The organism is Variovorax sp. LjRoot130 (assembly GCF_964253755.1).
Lineage (GTDB): Bacteria > Pseudomonadota > Gammaproteobacteria > Burkholderiales > Burkholderiaceae_C > Variovorax.
Map to the genome: position 1 here is coordinate 1,198,863 of NZ_CAXURM020000002.1, position 17,803 is coordinate 1,216,665.

Annotated in this window: 16 protein-coding genes and 1 pseudogene; 16 read left to right on the top strand and 1 reads right to left on the bottom strand. The window is 70.0% G+C overall.

The features are described from left to right. Positions 1–487: 487 nt before the first annotated feature. Positions 488–707, bottom strand: a pseudogene (locus ACSQ86_RS35500) (DDE-type integrase/transposase/recombinase); the annotation flags it as partial. Positions 708–1,360: 653 nt separating this feature from the next. Here ACSQ86_RS35500 and ACSQ86_RS35505 point away from each other — a divergent pair. The 16 genes from ACSQ86_RS35505 (at position 1,361) to ACSQ86_RS35580 (ending at position 17,798) form a co-directional block, all read left to right on the top strand. Further along, on the top strand, positions 1,361–2,425 hold the full coding sequence (locus tag ACSQ86_RS35505; protein WP_436310788.1) for a sigma 54-interacting transcriptional regulator: 1,065 nt from the start codon (positions 1,361–1,363) through the stop codon (positions 2,423–2,425). 303 nt (positions 2,426–2,728) lie between these two features. Beyond that, the gene (locus ACSQ86_RS35510) at positions 2,729–3,022 is read left to right on the top strand and encodes a hypothetical protein (RefSeq protein ID WP_436310789.1); all 294 of its coding nucleotides are present in this window, start codon (positions 2,729–2,731) and stop codon (positions 3,020–3,022) included. Positions 3,023–3,046: 24 nt separating this feature from the next. After that, positions 3,047–4,672 carry a phage tail sheath family protein gene (locus tag ACSQ86_RS35515; protein WP_436310790.1) on the top strand — a complete coding sequence of 542 codons (1,626 nt, stop codon included), beginning with the start codon at positions 3,047–3,049 and terminating at the stop codon, positions 4,670–4,672. 15 nt (positions 4,673–4,687) lie between these two features. Beyond that, positions 4,688–5,212, top strand: coding sequence for a phage tail protein (locus tag ACSQ86_RS35520; RefSeq protein WP_093103603.1), 525 nt, complete (start codon positions 4,688–4,690; stop codon positions 5,210–5,212). Positions 5,213–5,238: 26 nt separating this feature from the next. After that, positions 5,239–5,949 carry a hypothetical protein gene (locus tag ACSQ86_RS35525; RefSeq protein ID WP_436310791.1) on the top strand — a complete coding sequence of 237 codons (711 nt, stop codon included), beginning with the start codon at positions 5,239–5,241 and terminating at the stop codon, positions 5,947–5,949. After that, on the top strand, positions 5,946–6,686 hold the full coding sequence (locus ACSQ86_RS35530; RefSeq protein WP_436310792.1) for a hypothetical protein: 741 nt from the start codon (positions 5,946–5,948) through the stop codon (positions 6,684–6,686). Before ACSQ86_RS35525 ends, ACSQ86_RS35530 begins: the two co-directional genes overlap by 4 nt. After that, positions 6,683–8,020, top strand: coding sequence for a Pvc16 family protein (locus tag ACSQ86_RS35535; protein ID WP_436310793.1), 1,338 nt, complete (start codon positions 6,683–6,685; stop codon positions 8,018–8,020). Before ACSQ86_RS35530 ends, ACSQ86_RS35535 begins: the two co-directional genes overlap by 4 nt. Further along, on the top strand, positions 8,017–9,957 hold the full coding sequence (locus ACSQ86_RS35540) for an ATP-binding protein (protein ID WP_436310794.1): 1,941 nt from the start codon (positions 8,017–8,019) through the stop codon (positions 9,955–9,957). Before ACSQ86_RS35535 ends, ACSQ86_RS35540 begins: the two co-directional genes overlap by 4 nt. 36 nt (positions 9,958–9,993) lie before the next feature. Next, positions 9,994–10,269 carry a hypothetical protein gene (locus tag ACSQ86_RS35545; protein ID WP_436310795.1) on the top strand — a complete coding sequence of 92 codons (276 nt, stop codon included), beginning with the start codon at positions 9,994–9,996 and terminating at the stop codon, positions 10,267–10,269. Beyond that, the gene (locus ACSQ86_RS35550) at positions 10,266–11,642 is read left to right on the top strand and encodes an eCIS core domain-containing protein (protein ID WP_436310796.1); all 1,377 of its coding nucleotides are present in this window, start codon (positions 10,266–10,268) and stop codon (positions 11,640–11,642) included. The genes ACSQ86_RS35545 and ACSQ86_RS35550 overlap by 4 nt, the downstream gene beginning before the upstream one ends. Beyond that, positions 11,639–14,788 (top strand): eCIS core domain-containing protein, encoded by a 3,150-nt coding sequence (locus ACSQ86_RS35555; RefSeq protein ID WP_436306528.1) that lies wholly within the window; start codon positions 11,639–11,641, stop codon positions 14,786–14,788. Before ACSQ86_RS35550 ends, ACSQ86_RS35555 begins: the two co-directional genes overlap by 4 nt. Further along, positions 14,785–15,444: a CIS tube protein gene (locus ACSQ86_RS35560; RefSeq protein ID WP_436306527.1), complete on the top strand. Its 660-nt coding sequence runs from the start codon at positions 14,785–14,787 to the stop codon at positions 15,442–15,444. Before ACSQ86_RS35555 ends, ACSQ86_RS35560 begins: the two co-directional genes overlap by 4 nt. Beyond that, positions 15,444–15,815 (top strand): LysM domain-containing protein, encoded by a 372-nt coding sequence (locus tag ACSQ86_RS35565; protein ID WP_436306526.1) that lies wholly within the window; start codon positions 15,444–15,446, stop codon positions 15,813–15,815. Before ACSQ86_RS35560 ends, ACSQ86_RS35565 begins: the two co-directional genes overlap by 1 nt. After that, entirely contained in the window at positions 15,805–16,944 is a 1,140-nt protein-coding gene (locus tag ACSQ86_RS35570; protein WP_436306525.1) for a hypothetical protein, read from the top strand. Before ACSQ86_RS35565 ends, ACSQ86_RS35570 begins: the two co-directional genes overlap by 11 nt. Before the next feature lie 13 nt (positions 16,945–16,957). After that, positions 16,958–17,467 (top strand): phage baseplate assembly protein V, encoded by a 510-nt coding sequence (locus tag ACSQ86_RS35575; protein ID WP_436306524.1) that lies wholly within the window; start codon positions 16,958–16,960, stop codon positions 17,465–17,467. A 10-nt stretch (positions 17,468–17,477) separates the two neighbouring features. After that, positions 17,478–17,798 carry a hypothetical protein gene (locus tag ACSQ86_RS35580; RefSeq protein WP_436306523.1) on the top strand — a complete coding sequence of 107 codons (321 nt, stop codon included), beginning with the start codon at positions 17,478–17,480 and terminating at the stop codon, positions 17,796–17,798. Positions 17,799–17,803 lie beyond the last annotated feature (5 nt).

The following is a 17,803-nucleotide window of genomic DNA, read 5'->3' on the forward strand; positions in this document are numbered from 1 at the left end:
CAAGAAGACCCTGCCCGGCACCAAACATTCGCGCCAGTTCACAGTCACAGGCGCAGACCGAGGCCGCGATCCGCACAGCGGCGGCTCTCGCGCCTACCCCTCACGAACCAGAAGTTGCAAGGCAAGGTGGTGGTTTCAGGCATGCGTCCTGCCTCCGGCTGACAAGCCTGTGCGCATGCTGAGGCAAGGCAGTCAATGCGCCCTGGGCAAACCTTAGAGATGCGACATCTCTACTTAGCCAGGAATGCGACATTTGAGAGTGGGATTGACAAAATCTTCGGCTGGCGTCGCCGGATTCATGAAGCTCAGTTCTCAATCGCCAGATCGCCGACGCGGCAGAACTCACGCTCGTTGTTGGCGACCTTCAGCACGGGCGTGAGCGGCGACCCAGAGGTCGTTGTTGCCGGTGGGCTGACCTTTGCGCTCGAGGGTGCCGCGAATCTGGCCGTAGCGCTGGCCCACCGCTGCTGTGAGTGGTTCGACCTGGAAAGCTCTCCATGGCCGAGTTGTCGCAGACTTCTCCTGCGTGGCGCATGCTGCAGGTAGTGCCTTACTCTTTGAGCAGCTGATGGAAGTGCTCTCTGGTGTATTGAGCTGCCTTGGTCCGAGTGATGCGGCAACGTCACGGGCTTACCGCGGCGCCACACGTCTATCATCAATTCGTCTGTCACGAGCTGCGAGCTCATGCTCTCCTGCATCGACCAACCGTAACGCGCAGGCGATCTGCTCTTCGCTGAAGTTCGACCTTTTCATTGCTCCTCCTTACTTTGCTTCTCCTCGCGCCCCTCCGGGGCTGCCGGAGAGCAGCCGTACCTCTGGTTTTGAAACGCCCCGGGTTCGGCGGGAGACGTCAAACTTCTGACTCACGTCACTAGTTCGTTTGGTAGATGCGCGTTCTGCCCTGTGGACGGATGATGGGCGCGCTTCGTTGGGTTCGCGGCGAGTCGTGTCGTAGGTCTCGAGCCGCAATGCGGCGCACTTTCTGGTCCACCGAAGCAGCGCTGCAATTCGATCGGAGCGAACACGTTGCTGCGCGTTGCCAGGCAGCGCCGGGGTGATCCACGCTGCGGTATTCGGTCACCGGGCGTTAGGCGTGTTCACGGCTGGCTCGGCTGAACTAAAAAACTCGGGGAGGCGGGTCGCCGCGCGGGAGCTGGATCTCGCGCGACGTGGACTATTGCCATTTCAAAAGAACAAGGGCGTGTGTTCTCCAAAGTCATGCGATGGAAGTCGACCGCTCTCTTCTGTGACGACGCGAACGTAACGCAGGCGCGACGTGGTCCGCGAAGCTTTTCGCCAGGCAGTAAGAGTGAGCGAATCCGGGGATTGCCCACATCGGCGGGTTGAGGACGGACGAAGAATGCGCACAAACAGCTCTTCATACACGCAGACCGCAGTCTGTCCAGAGGACGATGGCTACGGCCCCGCCTGTACGGCGCTGGCGCAGAACCTTGTCGGCCACAGCCCGCCCTTTCGCGAAGCCATGGAGCTGGTGAAGCTCTACGCCGCGTGGTCCGCGCCGCTGCTGATCGCCGGCGAAACCGGCACCGGCAAGGAGTTGGTCGCGCGCGCGGTGCACTACCAGAGCCGGCGCCGGCACTGCCCGTTCATCCCGGTCAACTGCGCGACGCTGCCCGACACCCTGGTCGAGAGCGAGTTGTTCGGCCACACCCGCGGCGCTTTCACCGACGCCAGCCAAGCGCGCCAGGGCCTGGTGCGCCTGGCCGAGGGCGGGACGCTGTTCCTCGATGAAGTGGAAGCGCTGTCGCCGCGTGGCCAGGGCGTGCTGCTGCGCTTTCTGCAGGACTCCAGCTATCGGGCGCTGGGGGGCAACACGTTGCACCATGCGGACGTGCGCATCGTCGCGGCCTCCAACGTTGACCTGCACGAGAAGGCGGCGGCGCGCACGTTCCGTGACGACCTGCTCTACCGGCTGGACGCCTTTCGCGTCAGCCTGCCGCCGCTTCGCGAGCGTCTTGACGACCTGACCCTGCTGGTGCCGCACCTGCTGGCCAAGGCGGCGCAACAGACCGACGGCTTGGCGCGCCGCATCGGCGAGCCCGGCCTGGCGCTGCTTCGTGCCTACGACTGGCCCGGCAACGTGCGCCAGCTGGAGCACGTGCTGCTCAAGGCCCACGTGGTCTGTCAGGGATCCGAGGTCGGCGTCGACGATCTGCGCCGATGCGCGCCCGAGCTGGCCCAGGTTGGCGTCCCCGCTGTGCCAGCCGCCACGCCTCCGCATTCGCTGCGCGCGGCCAAGCGTGCAGCCGCCGACCAAGCCGAGCGACGCTTCATCGAGGACTGGCTGTCGCGGACGGCCGGCAACATCAGCGAGGCCGCACGGTTGACCGGCATCGAACGGGCCTCGCTGAGTCGACTTGTCAAGAAATACGGCGTCAAGGCACGCGCGCTCGGTAGCGTTTAGCGCCGCCTCCCTTTCCCCTCCCCCGCACTTCTCCACTGTTTGGTGGATGGGATTCTTGCGCCGCTCGCGCGGCCCCATGTCGATGCAAGCACACCCGTGTCCGCCACGACACGTACCCCATTCGCACCAGCGGCTCTGCGGAAACCGCCAACGCAGCGTCTCCGGACTGCAATGGAGGGGCTGTGCTTCCGAGCGCACAACAACCCCAGGGATCTGTCAAAAAACCCCAATCAATTCAAGCACTTGCCATTGAGAAACAGATGGCACGCTTGCTGCAAGCTGATGCGTTCGTGACTTCGTGGGGTGGACTTGAATGCCCGGCGCGACGACCTGATTGCGGTGACGGAAGTGGTAGCGGCCCTGGGCCGCTACGTGCGTGCGAATCCGCAGGCCTGCGACACCCTCGCGGGCATCGCCGCCTGGTGGCTGCAGCCGCAGACGGCGAGGAGTTCGCCAGACGTTGTCGGTGCGGCGCTGGCCGCGCTGGTGGCCAGCGGCGAGGTGGAGTGCGCATTCGGTCCGGACGGCCAGACGGTGTACCGCGCCGCGCGGCTCGCGGGCCATGAGGGATCGCAGGCGGAGCCGCCAGGCTCTTGATCATCAATTGATGGAGGGGAATGTATGCCCAGTGCCCTGAGTTACCCAGGCGTCTACGTGGAAGAAGTGCCCAGTGGCGTGCGCACCCTGACCGGTGTGGCCACCTCGATCACGGCCTTCGTCGGCCGGGCCGCCTCCGGCGCTATCAACGACCCGTTGATGCTGACCAGCTTCGCAGACTACGAGCGCCGGTTCGGTGGCCTGGCCGTGGACTGTCCGATGTCCTATGCGGTGCGCGACTTCTACCTGAACGGCGGCGCGCTGGCGCTGGTCGTGCGGCTGGTCGGCACGGCGGCCGATCCGGATGCGGCCGACGCGCCGGCTGCGGCCTCGGCGGCCACCCTCACGCTGCCGACTGGCGGCGACAATCTCGTGCTGACGGCGGCCAGCCTGGGCGCCTGGGGCGGCCGGCTGTCGGCCGCAGTGGACCATGGCACCGACAGCGGCCTGCCGGCCGCCGACACCACGCGCTTCAACCTGCGCCTGCGCTACCGCGTGCGGCCGGGCCGCGACGACTTCGTGTTCGAGACCATCGGCGCGGTGTCCACCACCGCCGGCGACCCGCGCTACCTGCCGCTGGTGCTGGAGCGTGAATCCACGCTGGTCCGGGCGCTGGGCGCGGTGCCGGTGGCGCGGCCAGCCTCCACCGTCACGCCCACCACCATCACATGGATCGACGCCGCCGGCGGCGACGACGGCCCCCCGCTGCGCGCCGAGGACCTGCTGGGCAATGCCGCCGGCCGCACCGGCATCCATGCACTGGCCCATGCCGACCTGTTCAACCTGCTTGTGATCCCGCCGCTGGCGCGCAACACCACCACCCTGCCGTCCACCTACACCCCGGTGCCGGCCAACGTCTGGCAGGCCGCGCTGGCGCTGTGCGTGGAGCGCCGCGCCATGCTGGTCGTCGACCCCGATCCAGGCTGGGCCGTGCCGGCGGCGAGCGCCGTCACCAATGCGCAGACCGGCCGCACCGGGCTCAACCTCAGCGGCCCCGGTGCGCGCAACGCCGCGCTGTACTTCCCGTGCCTGCGCATGGTCGACCCGCTGCGCGACAGCCGTGTCGACACCTTCATGCCCGGCGGCGCGGTGGCCGGCATCATGGCGCGCACCGACGTGGCGCGCGGCGTCTGGAAGGCGCCGGCCGGGCTCGACGCGGCGCTCAACGGCGTGCAGGACCTGCAGATCAATCTGAACGACCTGCAGAACGGCCAACTCAATCCGCTGGGCATCAACTGCTTGCGCTCGATGGGTGTGAACGGCCGCGTGGTCTGGGGCGCGCGCACCCTGCGCGGCGCCGACGTCAGCGCCGACGAATACAAGTACGTGCCGGTGCGCCGACTCGCGCTGTTCCTCGAAGAAAGCCTGTACCGCGGCACGCAATGGGTGGTGTTCGAGCCCAACGACGAGCCGCTGTGGGCGCAGGTGCGCCTGAACCTCGGCGCCTTCATGCAGGGGCTGTTCCGCCAGGGCGCGTTCCAGGGCGCCTCGGCGCGCGACGCCTACTTCGTCAAGTGCGACAGCCAGACCACCACGCAGGCCGACATCAACCTGGGCGTGCTGAACGTGGTCGTCGGCTTTGCGCCGCTGAAACCGGCCGAGTTCGTGGTCATCAAGATCCAGCAGATGGCCGGCCAGATCCCAACCTGACCGAGGAAGAACGACATGGCACAGTTCAGCGTCAACGCCACCCGCTTCGACCCCTACAAGAACTTCAAATTCCGCGTCAAGTGGGACGGCCGCTACGTGGCCGGCATCTCCAAGGTCGGCGCGCTCAAGCGCAGCACCGAGCCGGTGGAGCACCGCGAGGGGGGCGATCCGTCTTCCACGCGCAAGTCCCCGGGCCGCACCAAGTTCGAGGCCATCACGCTGGAGCGCGGCGTCACGCACGACGTCGAGTTCGAGCGCTGGGCCAACAAGGTCTGGAACTTCGGCTCCGGGCTGGGCGCCGAGGTTTCGCTGGCGAACTTTCGCAAGGACCTGATCATCGAGGTCTACAACGAGGCCGGCCAGCTCGCCATCGCCTACAAGGTGTTCCGCTGCTGGGTGTCGGAGTACCAGGCGCTGCCGGACCTGGACGCCAATGCCAACGCCGTCGCGATCCAGACCCTGAAGCTCGAGAACGAGGGCTGGGAGCGCGACTACGACGTGGTCGAACCGGCCGAGCCCACCTTCAACGAACCTGCCTGAACGACGACCCGGTGCGGAAGGTGGCGATGCGCGCGCTGGCCGGCTCTGAACTGCTGTCGCTGTGGGAGCGTGGCGCCAGCCGCCACGCGCTCGACCGCAGCGCGCTGCTGGCCGCCGCGGCCCGCCCGGACTGGCCAGCCGAGGCCATCGCCGACCTGCCGCTGGGTGCGGTCAACGCCAGCTTGCTGCAACTGCGCGCGGCCTGCTTCGGCCCGCGCATCGACGGCCATGCCGACTGCCCGCGATGCGGCCAGCGCCTGGCCTTTGCGCTGGACGCGCGGGAGTTGCTCGCCCCTGCCCAGGACGACGACCTGGCCCCGCGCGAGGCCGAGGTCGCCGGCCTGCGCGTGCGCGCGCCCAGCCTGCGCGACTTGGCGGCTGTGGCGGCCGACGCGGATGCCGAACGCGCCGCGCGCCAGGTACTCGCACGCTGCACCCTGGCCGGCGATGCCGCGCGGTTGGATGAGGCGGCGCTGCGGGCCGTCGAAGAAGGGCTGGACGCGCTGGACCCGCAAGCCGACCTGGCGCTGGCCTTGCAGTGCGTGGCCTGCGGCCATGCGGACCTGGTGCAGTTGGACGCCGGGCAGCTGCTGTGGGAAGAGATCGAGGCACGCGCGCTGGTGCTGCTGCGCGAGGTGCACCATCTGGCCGGCGCCTACGGTTGGAGCGAGGCGCAGATCCTGGCGCTGACGCCGACGCGGCGGGCCAGCTACCTGGCCATGGTGGGGGCGGCATGACGGGCCTGCTGCACCGCCTGGCCCAGCGCGCCGCCGGCAACGCTTGGACAGTGCGCTCGGACGTGCGCTTGCCGTTCGGCGCGGATCGCCTCGACCGGCCGCAGGACGACACGGCGCCGCCGCTGATGGAAGCGGCTGTGTCCAAGACCCGCGTGCCCGCGCGGCCCCGGCCGCCCGAGCCAGCTTCGCTCGCCACGGCCGGGCCAGAGCAAGCCGTGCCACCACTCGTGCAATCGCCCGCCGTCGCCGCTCAGGCCGGGCGCGCGCAGCCCGTGGAGGCCGAGGCTGCGGCGCCGAAGGCGCCGATGCCCATATCCCGCCAGTCAGCGGCGACGCGCACGCCGGTGGCCACGACGACGCCCGCACAGCCACCCGGCGCACCCGGCGCGCCCGCTGTTCCGGCCGCTGCCATGCCCATCATGGCGTCCTTGCTCACACCCGCCCGGCCGCAGTCAACGCCCCCGCCACGCCGCGAGGAACCCGCGCCGTTGCTGCCGCCGCAGCCAAGCACCGCAGGCCACGCCGCGCCCCTGGCCCCAACGGTGCGGGGCCCGGCAGAGTTCGCCCTCCGGCCGGCGCCGCAAGCCGCCGCCAGCCAAGAGACCGAGGTCCACATCCACATCGGCCGCATCGACGTGACGGCCTTGCACGAAGCGCCCCGCCCCAAGGCCCGCCCGCGCGAGCGCACGCAACCCGTATCGCTGGACGCCTACCTCGCCGCGAGGAGCAAGACATGAGCACAGCCCTGGCCATCGCCGGCGTCAGCGCCGTGCTGCGCGACCTGCTCAACGACGGGCTGGTCAACGGCAACGTCAGCGGCGTGCTGGGCTCCAGCGTGACGGTCAGCCTGCTGGCGCCCGACCGTGTGGTGCCCACCGGCGGCACCGAGGCCTCGCAGCTCAACCTGTTCCTGTACGGTGTGACGCCCAACGCCGGCTGGCGCAACGAGGCCCTGCCCTCGCGCGACGGCGCCGGCCGTGCGCGGCTCACGAACCCGCCGCTGGCGCTCGACCTGCACTACCTGCTGTCGGCCTACAGCGCCGGGGACCTGCATGCCGAAATCCTCCTGGGCTACGCCACGCAGTTGCTGCACGAGATGCCGGTGCTCACGCGCGAGGCCATCCGCACGGCGCTCAACCCCTCGCCCGCAACCGGCGCCACCTTGCCGCCGGCACTGCGCGCGCTGTCCGAATCGGGCCTGGCCGAGCAGGTGGAGCTGATCAAGATCACGCCACAGCACCTGAACAACGAGGAGATGTCCAAGCTCTGGACCGCCACGCAAAGCCACTTGCGCCCCAGCATGGCCTACAGCGCCTCGGTGGTGCTGATCCAGGCCCTGCGCCCGGCCCGCACGCCGCTGCCGGTGCTCACGCGCGGCCGCATCGACGAAGACACGGGCCGCGAGACCGGCATCGCCGTGCAGCCCAGCCTGCTGCCCAGCGTGCCGGTGCTGGTGCGCGCCGTGCCGCCGCTGCGCCAGCCGGCGGCAGCCATCGGTGACACCGTGGCCCTGCAGGGCAGCCTGCTCGACGGCGACGACCGCGAAGCCTGGCTGCGCAACGACCGCTTCGACATCGCGCAGATGCTGCCGGTGCTCGCCCCCGCGCCGGACCGCCCCGCCGCCACCGTGGCCGCCTTCTCGCTGGCCGGCCAGCAGGCCGCGCTACCGGCCGGCGTGTACCGCGTGAGCGTGCGCCTGACGCGGCCCGATGCGCAGGGCGAGGACCGGCTGCACGAGTCCAACGCGCTGCTGCTGACGCTGGCGCCGCGCATCACCAACCTGCCGCAGACCGTGGCGCGCGCGGGCAACGGCTCGGCCAGCGTCTCGATCCAGTTCACGCCCGACCTGCACGAAGGCCAGCGCGCCGTGCTGGTGCTGGGCGCGGCGGAGGTGCTGCCGCAGACGGCAGGCGCCACGCCGAATTCGCTGGTCTTCGTGATCCCCGACGCGCCGGTCGGCGTGCATCTGGCGCGCCTGCGCATCGACGACATCGACAGCCCGATCATCGACATGGACTTCGAGCCGCCGGAACTGCCGCGCTTCCTGGACCGGACGGTGGAGATCACGTGAACGCGCCCGACCGCCTGCTCGCCTGGAGCGACGCCAACCAGCGCCTGCTGGTGGCGGAGTTCGCGCGGCTGGCGGCCCTTTTGGGCGACGGTGCGGGCGACGGTGCGCGCGACGCAGCCGCGGCGGAAACCGAGGCCGCCGCGCTGCGCGCCGCCATGCCGGCACCGGCCGCCATCGACACGCTGGCGGCGCTGTTCGCGCTCAGCGCCTTCGAGCGCGACCTCCTGCTTTTGGTGGCCGGCGTCGAGATGGACGCGCGCATCGCCACCCTGTGCGCCCAGGGCGGCGGCCCGCCGCATCGGCCGTGGGCCAGCTTCGGCCTCGCGCTGGCGGTACTGCCGCAGCCACACTGGAGCGCCATCGCGCCGAACGAGCCGCTGCGCCGCTGGCGCCTGCTGGAGGTCGACGAGAGCACCGGCATCGCCGGCGCCAGGCTGCGCCTGGAAGAGCGCGTGCTGCACTTCATCGCCGGGCTGAACGCGCTGGACCACCGCCTGCAGCCGCTGCTGCAGCCGCACCCGCCGGCCGGCGCCATGGGCCGGGACCAGCAGGCCGCGGTCGCGCAACTGCTGGCCCGGCTGCGCGGCGCCACCAGTCGCCTGCCCGCCATCGTGCTCGACGGTGACGATGCCCCCGGCCAGCACGACGTGGCCGCGGCGGTCGCGGGCGGACTGGGCGCCGGCCTGTATCGATTGCGTGCGACCGACGTACCGACGGCCGCCGTCGAGCAGGCCGCTTTCGCAGCGCTGTGGTTGCGCGAGGCTGCGCTGCTGGGCTGCGGGCTGTTGATCCACTGCGAGGAGCGCGAGGCGCAAGCAACCGTGGCGCGCCTGCTGGAACGCCTGAGCGGCCTGGTCTTCGTCAGCGGCCACGAATTGGCGCTGGGCGACACGCCGCAACTGCGCCAGAACATCGCGCGACCCGAGGCGCCCGAACGGCTGCAGCTCTGGCAGGCCGCGCTGGCCGACAAGGCCGCGGCACTGGGGCCGGTGGTCGACACGCTGGCCACGCAGTACCGCTTGGGCGCGCGCCGCATCGCGCAGATCGCCGCGCAGGCAAGCGGCGACGACGCAGCCGCCAACGCCGCTTCGCTGCACGAGGCCAGCCGCGGCCCCGCCCATGGCATGCCTGGCCTGGCCCAGCGCATCGACAGGCGCGCGCGCTGGTCCGACCTGGTGCTGCCCGAGGCCCAGCAGGCCGTGCTGCGCCAAATCGCGGCCCACGCGCGCCACCGGCTCACGGTGCACCACCAATGGGGCTTCGCCGCCCAGGGCGCGCGCGGGCTGGGCATCGCGACGCTGTTCTGGGGTGACAGCGGCACCGGCAAGACCCTGGCCGCCGAAGTCATCGCCTCGGAACTCGGCCTGGCGCTCTACCGCATCGACCTGTCGGCCGTGGTCAGCAAGTACATCGGCGAGACCGAGAAGAACCTGCGCAAAGTCTTCGACGCGGCCGAGGAAGCCGGCGCCATCCTGCTGTTCGACGAGGCCGACGCGCTGTTCGGCAAGCGCAGCGAGGTCAAGGACAGCCACGACCGCTACGCCAACATCGAAGTCAGCTACCTGCTGCAGCGCATGGAGGCCTACGGCGGCCTGGCGATCCTGACGACCAACCACAAGGCCGCGCTGGACGCCGCGTTCCAGCGCCGCCTACGCTTCGTCGTGCACTTCCCCTTCCCGGACCAGGCGCAGCGCGAAGGCATCTGGCGCGCGGTGTTCCCGGCCGGCGCGCCGCTGGACGCGGACATCGACTATCCCAAGCTGGCGCGGCTGAACGTGGCCGGCGGCACCATCCGAAACATCGCGCTGGCGGCCGCCTTTCTGGCCGCCGAGGCCGGCACGCCCATCGGCATGGCCACGCTGCTACAGGCTGCGCAGCTGGACGCGGCCAAGCGCGACAAGCCCTATTCGGACGCGGAAACGCGGGGGTGGGTCTGAGGACCCGCAACGCTTGACGGAATAAGCGAGTCCGCCATGCCACGCATCGTCCTCCATATCGACCGGCTGGTGCTGCGCGGGGTGGAGCGCGCCGATGCCGCGGCCGTCTCCGACGCGCTGCAGGCCGAGCTGCGCACGCTGCTGGCCGTCGGCGGCAGCCCGCTGGTCACGCAAGGCAACGCCCATGGGCTGCAGGCCGAGAAGGTCCGGCTGCCCCACGACGCCGGCGCCGCGGCCCTAGGCCGCGCCGTGGCCATGCGCATCGCGGGCGGCCCCGCGAGCCCGGCTGGCAGCAAGGCAGGTGCGCCATGACCGCCGCCCTCGCCGCACGCACATCCGGCGCCGAACGCACGCAAGTCGGTGGCAAGCATCGCTGGCTGCAGCGCAAGTGCGCCTGCGGCGGCTCGGCGGGCCTCACCGGCCACTGCAGCGAGTGCGAGCGCAAGAAGGCGCTGGGCCTGCAAGCGAAGCTGGCCGTGGGCGCGGCCCACGATCCGCTGGAGGAAGAGGCCGACCGTGTGGCCGACCAGCTCACGCGCCCGCAGCTCGCCAGCCCACCCCGCGTGCAGCGCGCCAGCGCGCCCGCCGCGAGCGCGCAGCAATCGGATACCGCGCCGGACAGCGTGGACCAGGTACTGGCAAGCAGCGGCCGCGCGCTCGACGCGCCACTGCGGCAGGACTTCGAGCAACGCTTCGGCCACGATTTCTCGCGCGTGCGCATCCATGCCGACGAAGCAGCCGCGCGCTCGGCCCAGGCGCTGGGCGCCAACGCCTGGACCGTGGGCGAGCACATCGCCTTCGCGCCGGGTCGCTTCGCGCCCCAGAGCCGCGGCGGCCGGCAACTGCTGGCGCACGAGCTGACCCACGTGGTGCAGCAGTCGGCCACCACACCGCTGGTGCAGTGCGACCTGGCGATCGGGCCGCAGGTGGCCGCACCGACGGAGCGCCCGATGAGCGAGCGCGACATCGAGGACGCGATCCGCTTCAACCAACGCCAGTTCAGCGACCCGTACTCGCTGGCGGTGATCCGCGACGTGATCGGCGTATCGCGCTTTCCGGCCGTGTCGGACCGCGACCTCGCGCTCGGCGTGGCACGCTGGCAGGCCTCGCACGGCCTGGCGCAGGACGGCCGGCTCGGCGCCGTCACCGTGACCTACGTGGTGGAAGAACTGCAGGCCGAGGGCAACCCAGGCGACGCGGCGCTGCTGATCGCCGACTTCCCCGACCGCGCCCTGCTGGACATCACCACCGCCTTCTGCAGCTGCATCCCGCGGCTGCAGTCCGAGATCCAGGACGCCAACTTCTTCATCGGCGAGTACACCGCCTGCGGTGCCGACCCGGGCAACACCACCGGCGCGCAGGTCGAAGCCTGCATCGAGGCCCGCGCCGCCGCCGCCGGCAGCAGCCTCGTGACGGCGGGCACCACGGACTCGAGCGGGACGGTGCGGGTGGCGCCGGTGGCCGGGCCCTGCGGTCCGCTGGAAGAGAGGCTGACGCTGGCGCACGAGCAGATCCACTCGGTCCACACGCGCGAACTGCAGCAGCAGCACGGCCGTGGCACGCGGGCGTTTCGCACTGCCTTCAACGAGGCCGGCGACTGGGTGGTCGACGAGATCAACTCGCGCCGCACCGACATCGCCGTGGCCAACTGGATGATCGACGTGCTGAACAGGGCTTGCCCATGACCCGTTCACGCGCCCCCCGCGGCCCCGCACCTGTCGCGTCGACGACCGCGCCGGCCTCTGCCTGGCTGCAACCCAAGCTGTCCATCGGCGCACCGGGCGACCGCCACGAGCAGGAAGCCGACCAGGCCGCCGACCGCGTGATGCAGGGCGGCACCCAGCCCGCGCTGACGCCGCTGCGCGCGCCGACGGTGCAGCGCGAGGACGAGGAGCGCAAGAAGGAAGCGCCCGACCCGGCCGGCGAAGGCCTGGGCGTGGTTGCTGCCAATCTGGGCGAGAACAACCCGGCCTTCGGCGTCTTCACCGAGAAGCTGGCGGCCGACTTCATGCGTCAGCCGGCGGAACTGAGCGTGGGCGTGCCGGTGTTCTTGGGCGCCAACTACGCCTTCCTCTGGAGCATGGCGATGGTGAACCCGGCCATGCGCCGCAACTTCGACGACTTCAACCTCGCGATGCTGCCCGGCCTCGTGCCGCAGTTCCCGGTCAAGACCTTCACCTACCGCATCCTGGACAGCGCGCAGACGCGCTTCGAATTCGACTTCGGCCTGGACGCCACCTCGCTGCTGGAGGCCTTCAACGACGGCGTGCTGAACACGCATCTCTCCAGCCTCAAGTTCGACAGCAGCGGCCGGATCGATACCAAGGGTTCGGCGCTGCCTTCCTTGTCGGCGATGCAGGTCCAGCTGGGCCTCTTCAGCGACGGCATCAACCTGTCAGGTGGCTTCAGGAACGGCATCTCGCCCTACCCGCTGATCGAGCCGGGCGGCAGCGTGATGGCGCAGACCCCCGCCATGCCCGACCTGCAGGCGGGCAGGCAGGACGTGCGCTTCACGCTGAACCTCGACCTGGTGCGGCTCTACCAGCACTTCAACCCAGGCAAGCCCAACCCGCTGGGCCCGCAGATCGACGTCGCGCGCGAAGCGCAGCAACCCGCGCAAGCGCCCGGCGCGCGCGAGAGCAGCCCGGCCGCGGCCGCCGCGGTGCAATCCACTCTGGCCGAAGGCGGCGCGCCGCTGGAGCCGGCGACGCGGCAATTCATGGAGTCGCGCTTCGGCCACGACTTCGGCAGCGTGCGCATCCACGCCGACGCGCAAGCCGCCGCCTCGGCGCAATCCGTGGGCGCGCGCGCCTACACCGTGGGCGAGGACCTGGTGTTCAATCTCGGCCAGTACGAGCCGGCCACGCCGGCCGGCCGCCACCTGCTGGCGCACGAGCTGGCCCACGTGGTGCAGCAGGGCGACGGCAACGAACTCATGCAGCGCGAGCTCCTCAGCGCGAAGGATCTCGACGATTTCGAGACCGACGACTTCGCCGTGCCTACGCTGGAGAGCTACCTCGCGACCCACGGGCCGGGCAAGATCGAGGACAACAACGACAGCGACGACAAGGCCCGCCGCATCGTGCGGCTGTGGAAGAACAAGCAGGCGCCCTTCACGCAGCTCAGCGCGCAACAGAAGATCCTGCTCATCCAGGAGATGCAGTCCGGCTACACAGGCAACGACGACGAGCGCGGCATCCTGGCGCTGCTGCTGGACGCGCCGCCGGCCGACCTCACCGCGATCTTCGCGGCGATCAACCCGAACGAGCTCGACAGCGACTTCCAGGGCGACGAAGAGGACACGCTGCGCGACTTCTTCGACCAGAAGTTCGTCGGCGGGCGCAAGTCGGCGCTGGCCGGCCAGCGCAGCCTGCGCCGGGCCAAGGCCGACGAGCCGGAGGTGAAGGCGCCCCCGGCGTTCGAACCACAGCAGGCCCCCGGCCCGCCGCGCCAGGACTACGTGTTCATCATGGGCGACACGCAGGGCGACACCTTCTACCGCGACGCACTGGGCTTCTTCAAGGCGCACCGACCGAAGGCGATCATCGTGATCGACAAGCGCAGCTTGGCCGACGTGCTGCTTCACGTCGCCAACAAAATCAAGGCACCCATCGGCAACCTGTACCTGGTCTCGCATGCCAACGAGGACGGCACGCTGATGTTCGGCCTGAACCCGAGCGATCCGGACCGCAAGCTCAACGCCACCGAACTGCGCAAGGCCCTGCACCCGACAGAGGGCAACTCGGCACTGGCGAAAGTCGGCCCGCAGGTGGACGCCTACACGGTGGTGCGCATCAAGGGCTGCGACCTTGGGCGCAATGGCGAGATGCTGGACCTGCTGGACGAGGCCTTCGGCGGGCGCGGAACGGTGATCGCGCCCACGCACGAGCAGACCTACGGCACCGATCCCGAGCTCGCCGATCGCGCCGGCGCCGAGTTCGCGCGCGGCGATGCCGCCTTCAAGGCGAAGCTCGAGGCCCAGTTCCCCGAGCCCCCCGCCATCGACAAGAACCTCAAGGGCAAGGATCTCCTGGCGGCCCAGCAGGCCCGCGCCAAGGCATTGGCCAAGCGCAAGTCCGACATCGCAGCCGCGCAGAAGCAACACGAGGCGGACCGCAGCGCTGCCGTCGCCAAGGGGCGCAGCTTCGAAGGCTTCTCGGGGCCGCTGTTCCAGCACCCCGGGGAGGCGAAGTTCACCGCGGCCGAGTTGCTGCCTGACATGAAGCGCCTGTATGGCCACCTGTCCGACGACCAGCGCAACGCGCTGGCGGCGCGGCTGGTCAAGGACGACCCACGTCCCGAGGCCGAGGCCAGGCTCAACACCACCTATGGCCAGCAGGGGCAGCGCCTGTACCGCCACGACTTCACGGAGGAAGGCTTCGAACCGGCCGACGCCAGCGAATTCCTGGCCGCGCAGCGCGCGATGCCCGGCGGGGTCGCGCCCGGCTTCAAGGCCGGCGAGTTCACGTCGACCATCGTCGAGCCCACGGGCAAGGGTGCGCGCAAGCGCCTGTACAAGCTGAAGGGCAGCATGCCCGACGGGGGCACCATGACCTACGACATCGACTCCAAGGTGCTGCCGACCCTGGCCGAGCTGGCCACAAAGGCACGTGGCTCGCTCAACAACCCGGCCAAATACGAGTGGACGCAGGAGCGCCAGCACGACGCCGCCGGCAACACCAAGCTACGGGTCACCGCCACGCGCGTGATCGCCTACCTGCACCACGCAAGCCTGGACGCGTCGCCGCACAACCACTTCACGCGGCCCGAGTCCGATCCCGCCTTCCACGCGAAGTCGAGCTTCACGCCGCCGGAGGCGCCCACGCCATGAGCACGACCCCGAACTCCCCCAAGCTGATCAAGGGCGGCCTGGTCCTGGTCGACCCGGAATCGGCCCAGGTGCAGCGCGTGATCTCGCTGCAATACAACGCCGACTCGCTGACGCGCAAGCTCCAGGCCCAGTCGGTTGGCGGCGAAGGCACCGACCGCACCGAGCCCACGCGCTTCAAGGGGCCTGCCGTGGAGACCATCAGCTTCGAGGCCGACATCGACGCCACGGACCAGCTCGAGTTCCCGGACCAGAACGCCAGCGCCACGGCCCACGGGATCGCGCCGCAACTGGCGGTGCTGGAGTCGCTGTCGCATCCCAGCGCGGCGCAGTTGCAGCGGGTGGACAGCCAGGCGAGTTCGGGCACGCTGGAGATCGCGCCCATGCTGGCGCCGCTGCTCCTCTTCGTCTGGGGCAAGAGCCGCATCGTCCCGGTGAAGCTGGCCGACTTCTCGATCACCGAGGAGGCTTTCGACCCGGCGCTGAACCCGATCCGCGCCAAGGTCTCGTTCAGCCTGCGCGTGCTGTCGGTGGACGACCTGGGCTTCTCGTCCAAGGGCGGGTCCTTGTTCATGACCTATCTGCAGGGCAAGGAGAGGCTGGCCGCAAAGGTGCAGCCGGTGTCCTTCTCCACGCTCGGCATCGGGGGGATTTCGTGATGGTCGATCCGATCCAGGCCTTCATGCAGGCCAACGGCCTGGCGCAGCCGGCCTTCGCTCCGGACAGCCGCTACCACGGCCTGCCGATCGCGCAGGCCACCTTGCCGGACGGCCGACAGATGGTGTTCGTCACGCGGCGCTTCCTGCCGCCGCCGGAGAACTTCGCGCGGATTGCCACCGCCACCGTCGTGGCCGGCGACCGGCTCGACAACCTTTCCGCGCAGCACCTGGGTGCAGCCGAGCAGAACTGGCGCCTGGCCGACGCCAACGGCGCGATGCTGCCCGAGGCGCTGGTGGCCGAAGTCGGCCGCCAACTGGCCATCACGCTGCCCGAGGGCGTGCCCGCACCTGGAGCCGGAGATGTTCGCTAAGGGCATCCAGCTCAGCCTGATGATCGGCCCCATCGTGCCGATCCCGGTGCCGCGGGTGGTGACGGACGCACTCGAGAGCGTCGAGGTGCGCACCGCCACCGGCAGCGCGAGCGGCTTCCAGCTCAAGTTCTCGATCACCGCGCGCTCGGAACTCAACACCATCTTCCTTTTGGCCGGCGTCAACTCGACGCCCTTCACGCCGGCGCTGCGCGTGCTGCTGGTGATGACGCTCAACGGCCAGGCGCAGCCGCTGTTCGACGGCGTGATGACCAACGTGCAGGTTCAGCCCGGCAGCCAGGGGCAACCCGGCAGCCTGGTCGTGACCGGCGAGGACGTGACCAAGGCCATGGACAAGCAGGACTGGAGCGGCCTGCCCTTCCCGGCCGTGCCGGTGGAGGGGCGCGTGGCGCTGCTGTGCGCCAAGTACGCGCCCTTCGGCCTCATCCCCATGATCATCCCGGTGCTCTTCCCCGATGTGCAGATCCCGATCGACAAGATCCCGGCGCAGCAGGGCACCGACCTGGCCTACATCCAGGAGCTGGCGCGCCAAGTGGGCTATGTGTTCTACGTCGAGCCGGGGCCGACGCCAGGCACCAACATCGCCTACTTCGGGCCCGAACTCAAGATCGGCGTGCCGCAGCCGGCGCTGAACGTGGACATGGACGCGCTGACCAACGTCGAGTCGCTCAGCTTCACCTTCGATCCCGAGAAGGGCGTGCTGCCCGTCGTGTTCATCCAGAACCAGCTCACGCGCGTCCCGATCCCGATTCCGATCCCCAACCTGAACCCGCTGCAGCCGCCGCTGGGCGCGCTGCCCACGCCGCTGTCCAACATCAAGTTCATGAAGGACACCGCCAAGATGAGCCCAATGCGTGCCATCTCGGCCGGGCTCGCGGAAGCGGCCAAGTCGCAGGACGCGGTGAGCGGCAGCGGCACGCTGGACGTGCTGCGCTACGGCCGGCCGCTCAAGGCGCGCGGGTTGGTCGGCGTGCGCGGCGTGGGCATTGCCTACGACGGGCTGTACTACGTCAGCAGCGTGACCAGCAACCTCAAGCGCGGCGAGTTCAAGCAGAGCTTCGAACTCACGCGCAACGGGCTGGTGTCGATCACGCCCAAGGTCCCCGTCTGAAGGAGCCCATCCAGTGCCCGAGAAGTTCTACGGCAAGTACCGCGGCATGGTGCTCAACAACATCGATCCGATGCAGATGGGCCGGCTGATGGTGCAGGTGCCCGACGTCGGTGGCGTGATGCCCTCGACCTGGGCCATGCCCTGCGTGCCGGTGGCCGGGATCCAGAACGGCATGTTCGCGCTGCCGATGATCGGCTCGGGCGTCTGGATCGAGTACGAGCAGGGCGACATCGACCACCCGATCTGGGTCGGCTGCTTCTGGGGCAGCGCGGCCGAGGTGCCGGCGCTGGCGCGGCTGACGCCGCCGGCGGTGCAGGCCATCACCCTGCAGACACCGCTGCAGAACGGCCTGACCATCAGCGACCTGCCCGGGCCCAGCGGCGGGATCATGCTCAAGAGCGCGACCGGCGCCACCTTGATCGTCAACGACACCGGCATCTACATCCAGAACGGCAAGGGCGCGTCCATCGTGATGACCGGTCCCACGGTCACCATCAACGCCGGCGCCCTCACCATCGTCTAGAGGCAACAGCATGTCCGGCCCCCTCCTCCACCTCGGCGCCACCGTGCTGTGCGCGCACGGCGGCCAGGCCACGCCCAGCGCCCCCGTGCCGCGCGTGCTGGTCTCGGGCCAGCCGGTGACGACGCAGGCGGCGCCCTACCTGGTGGCCGGCTGCGCCTTTTCGCCGCCGCAGGGCAACGGGCCCTGCGTGACGGCGCAATGGATCGTGGCGGCCACGCGCGTGTTCGCCGCCGGCCAGCCGGTGCTGCTGATGAGCAGCCAGGCCATCTGCGCGCCCACCGGCACCCCGCTGGTGGCGGTGGCCGCGCAGACCCGCGTCATAGGGATGTGAACACC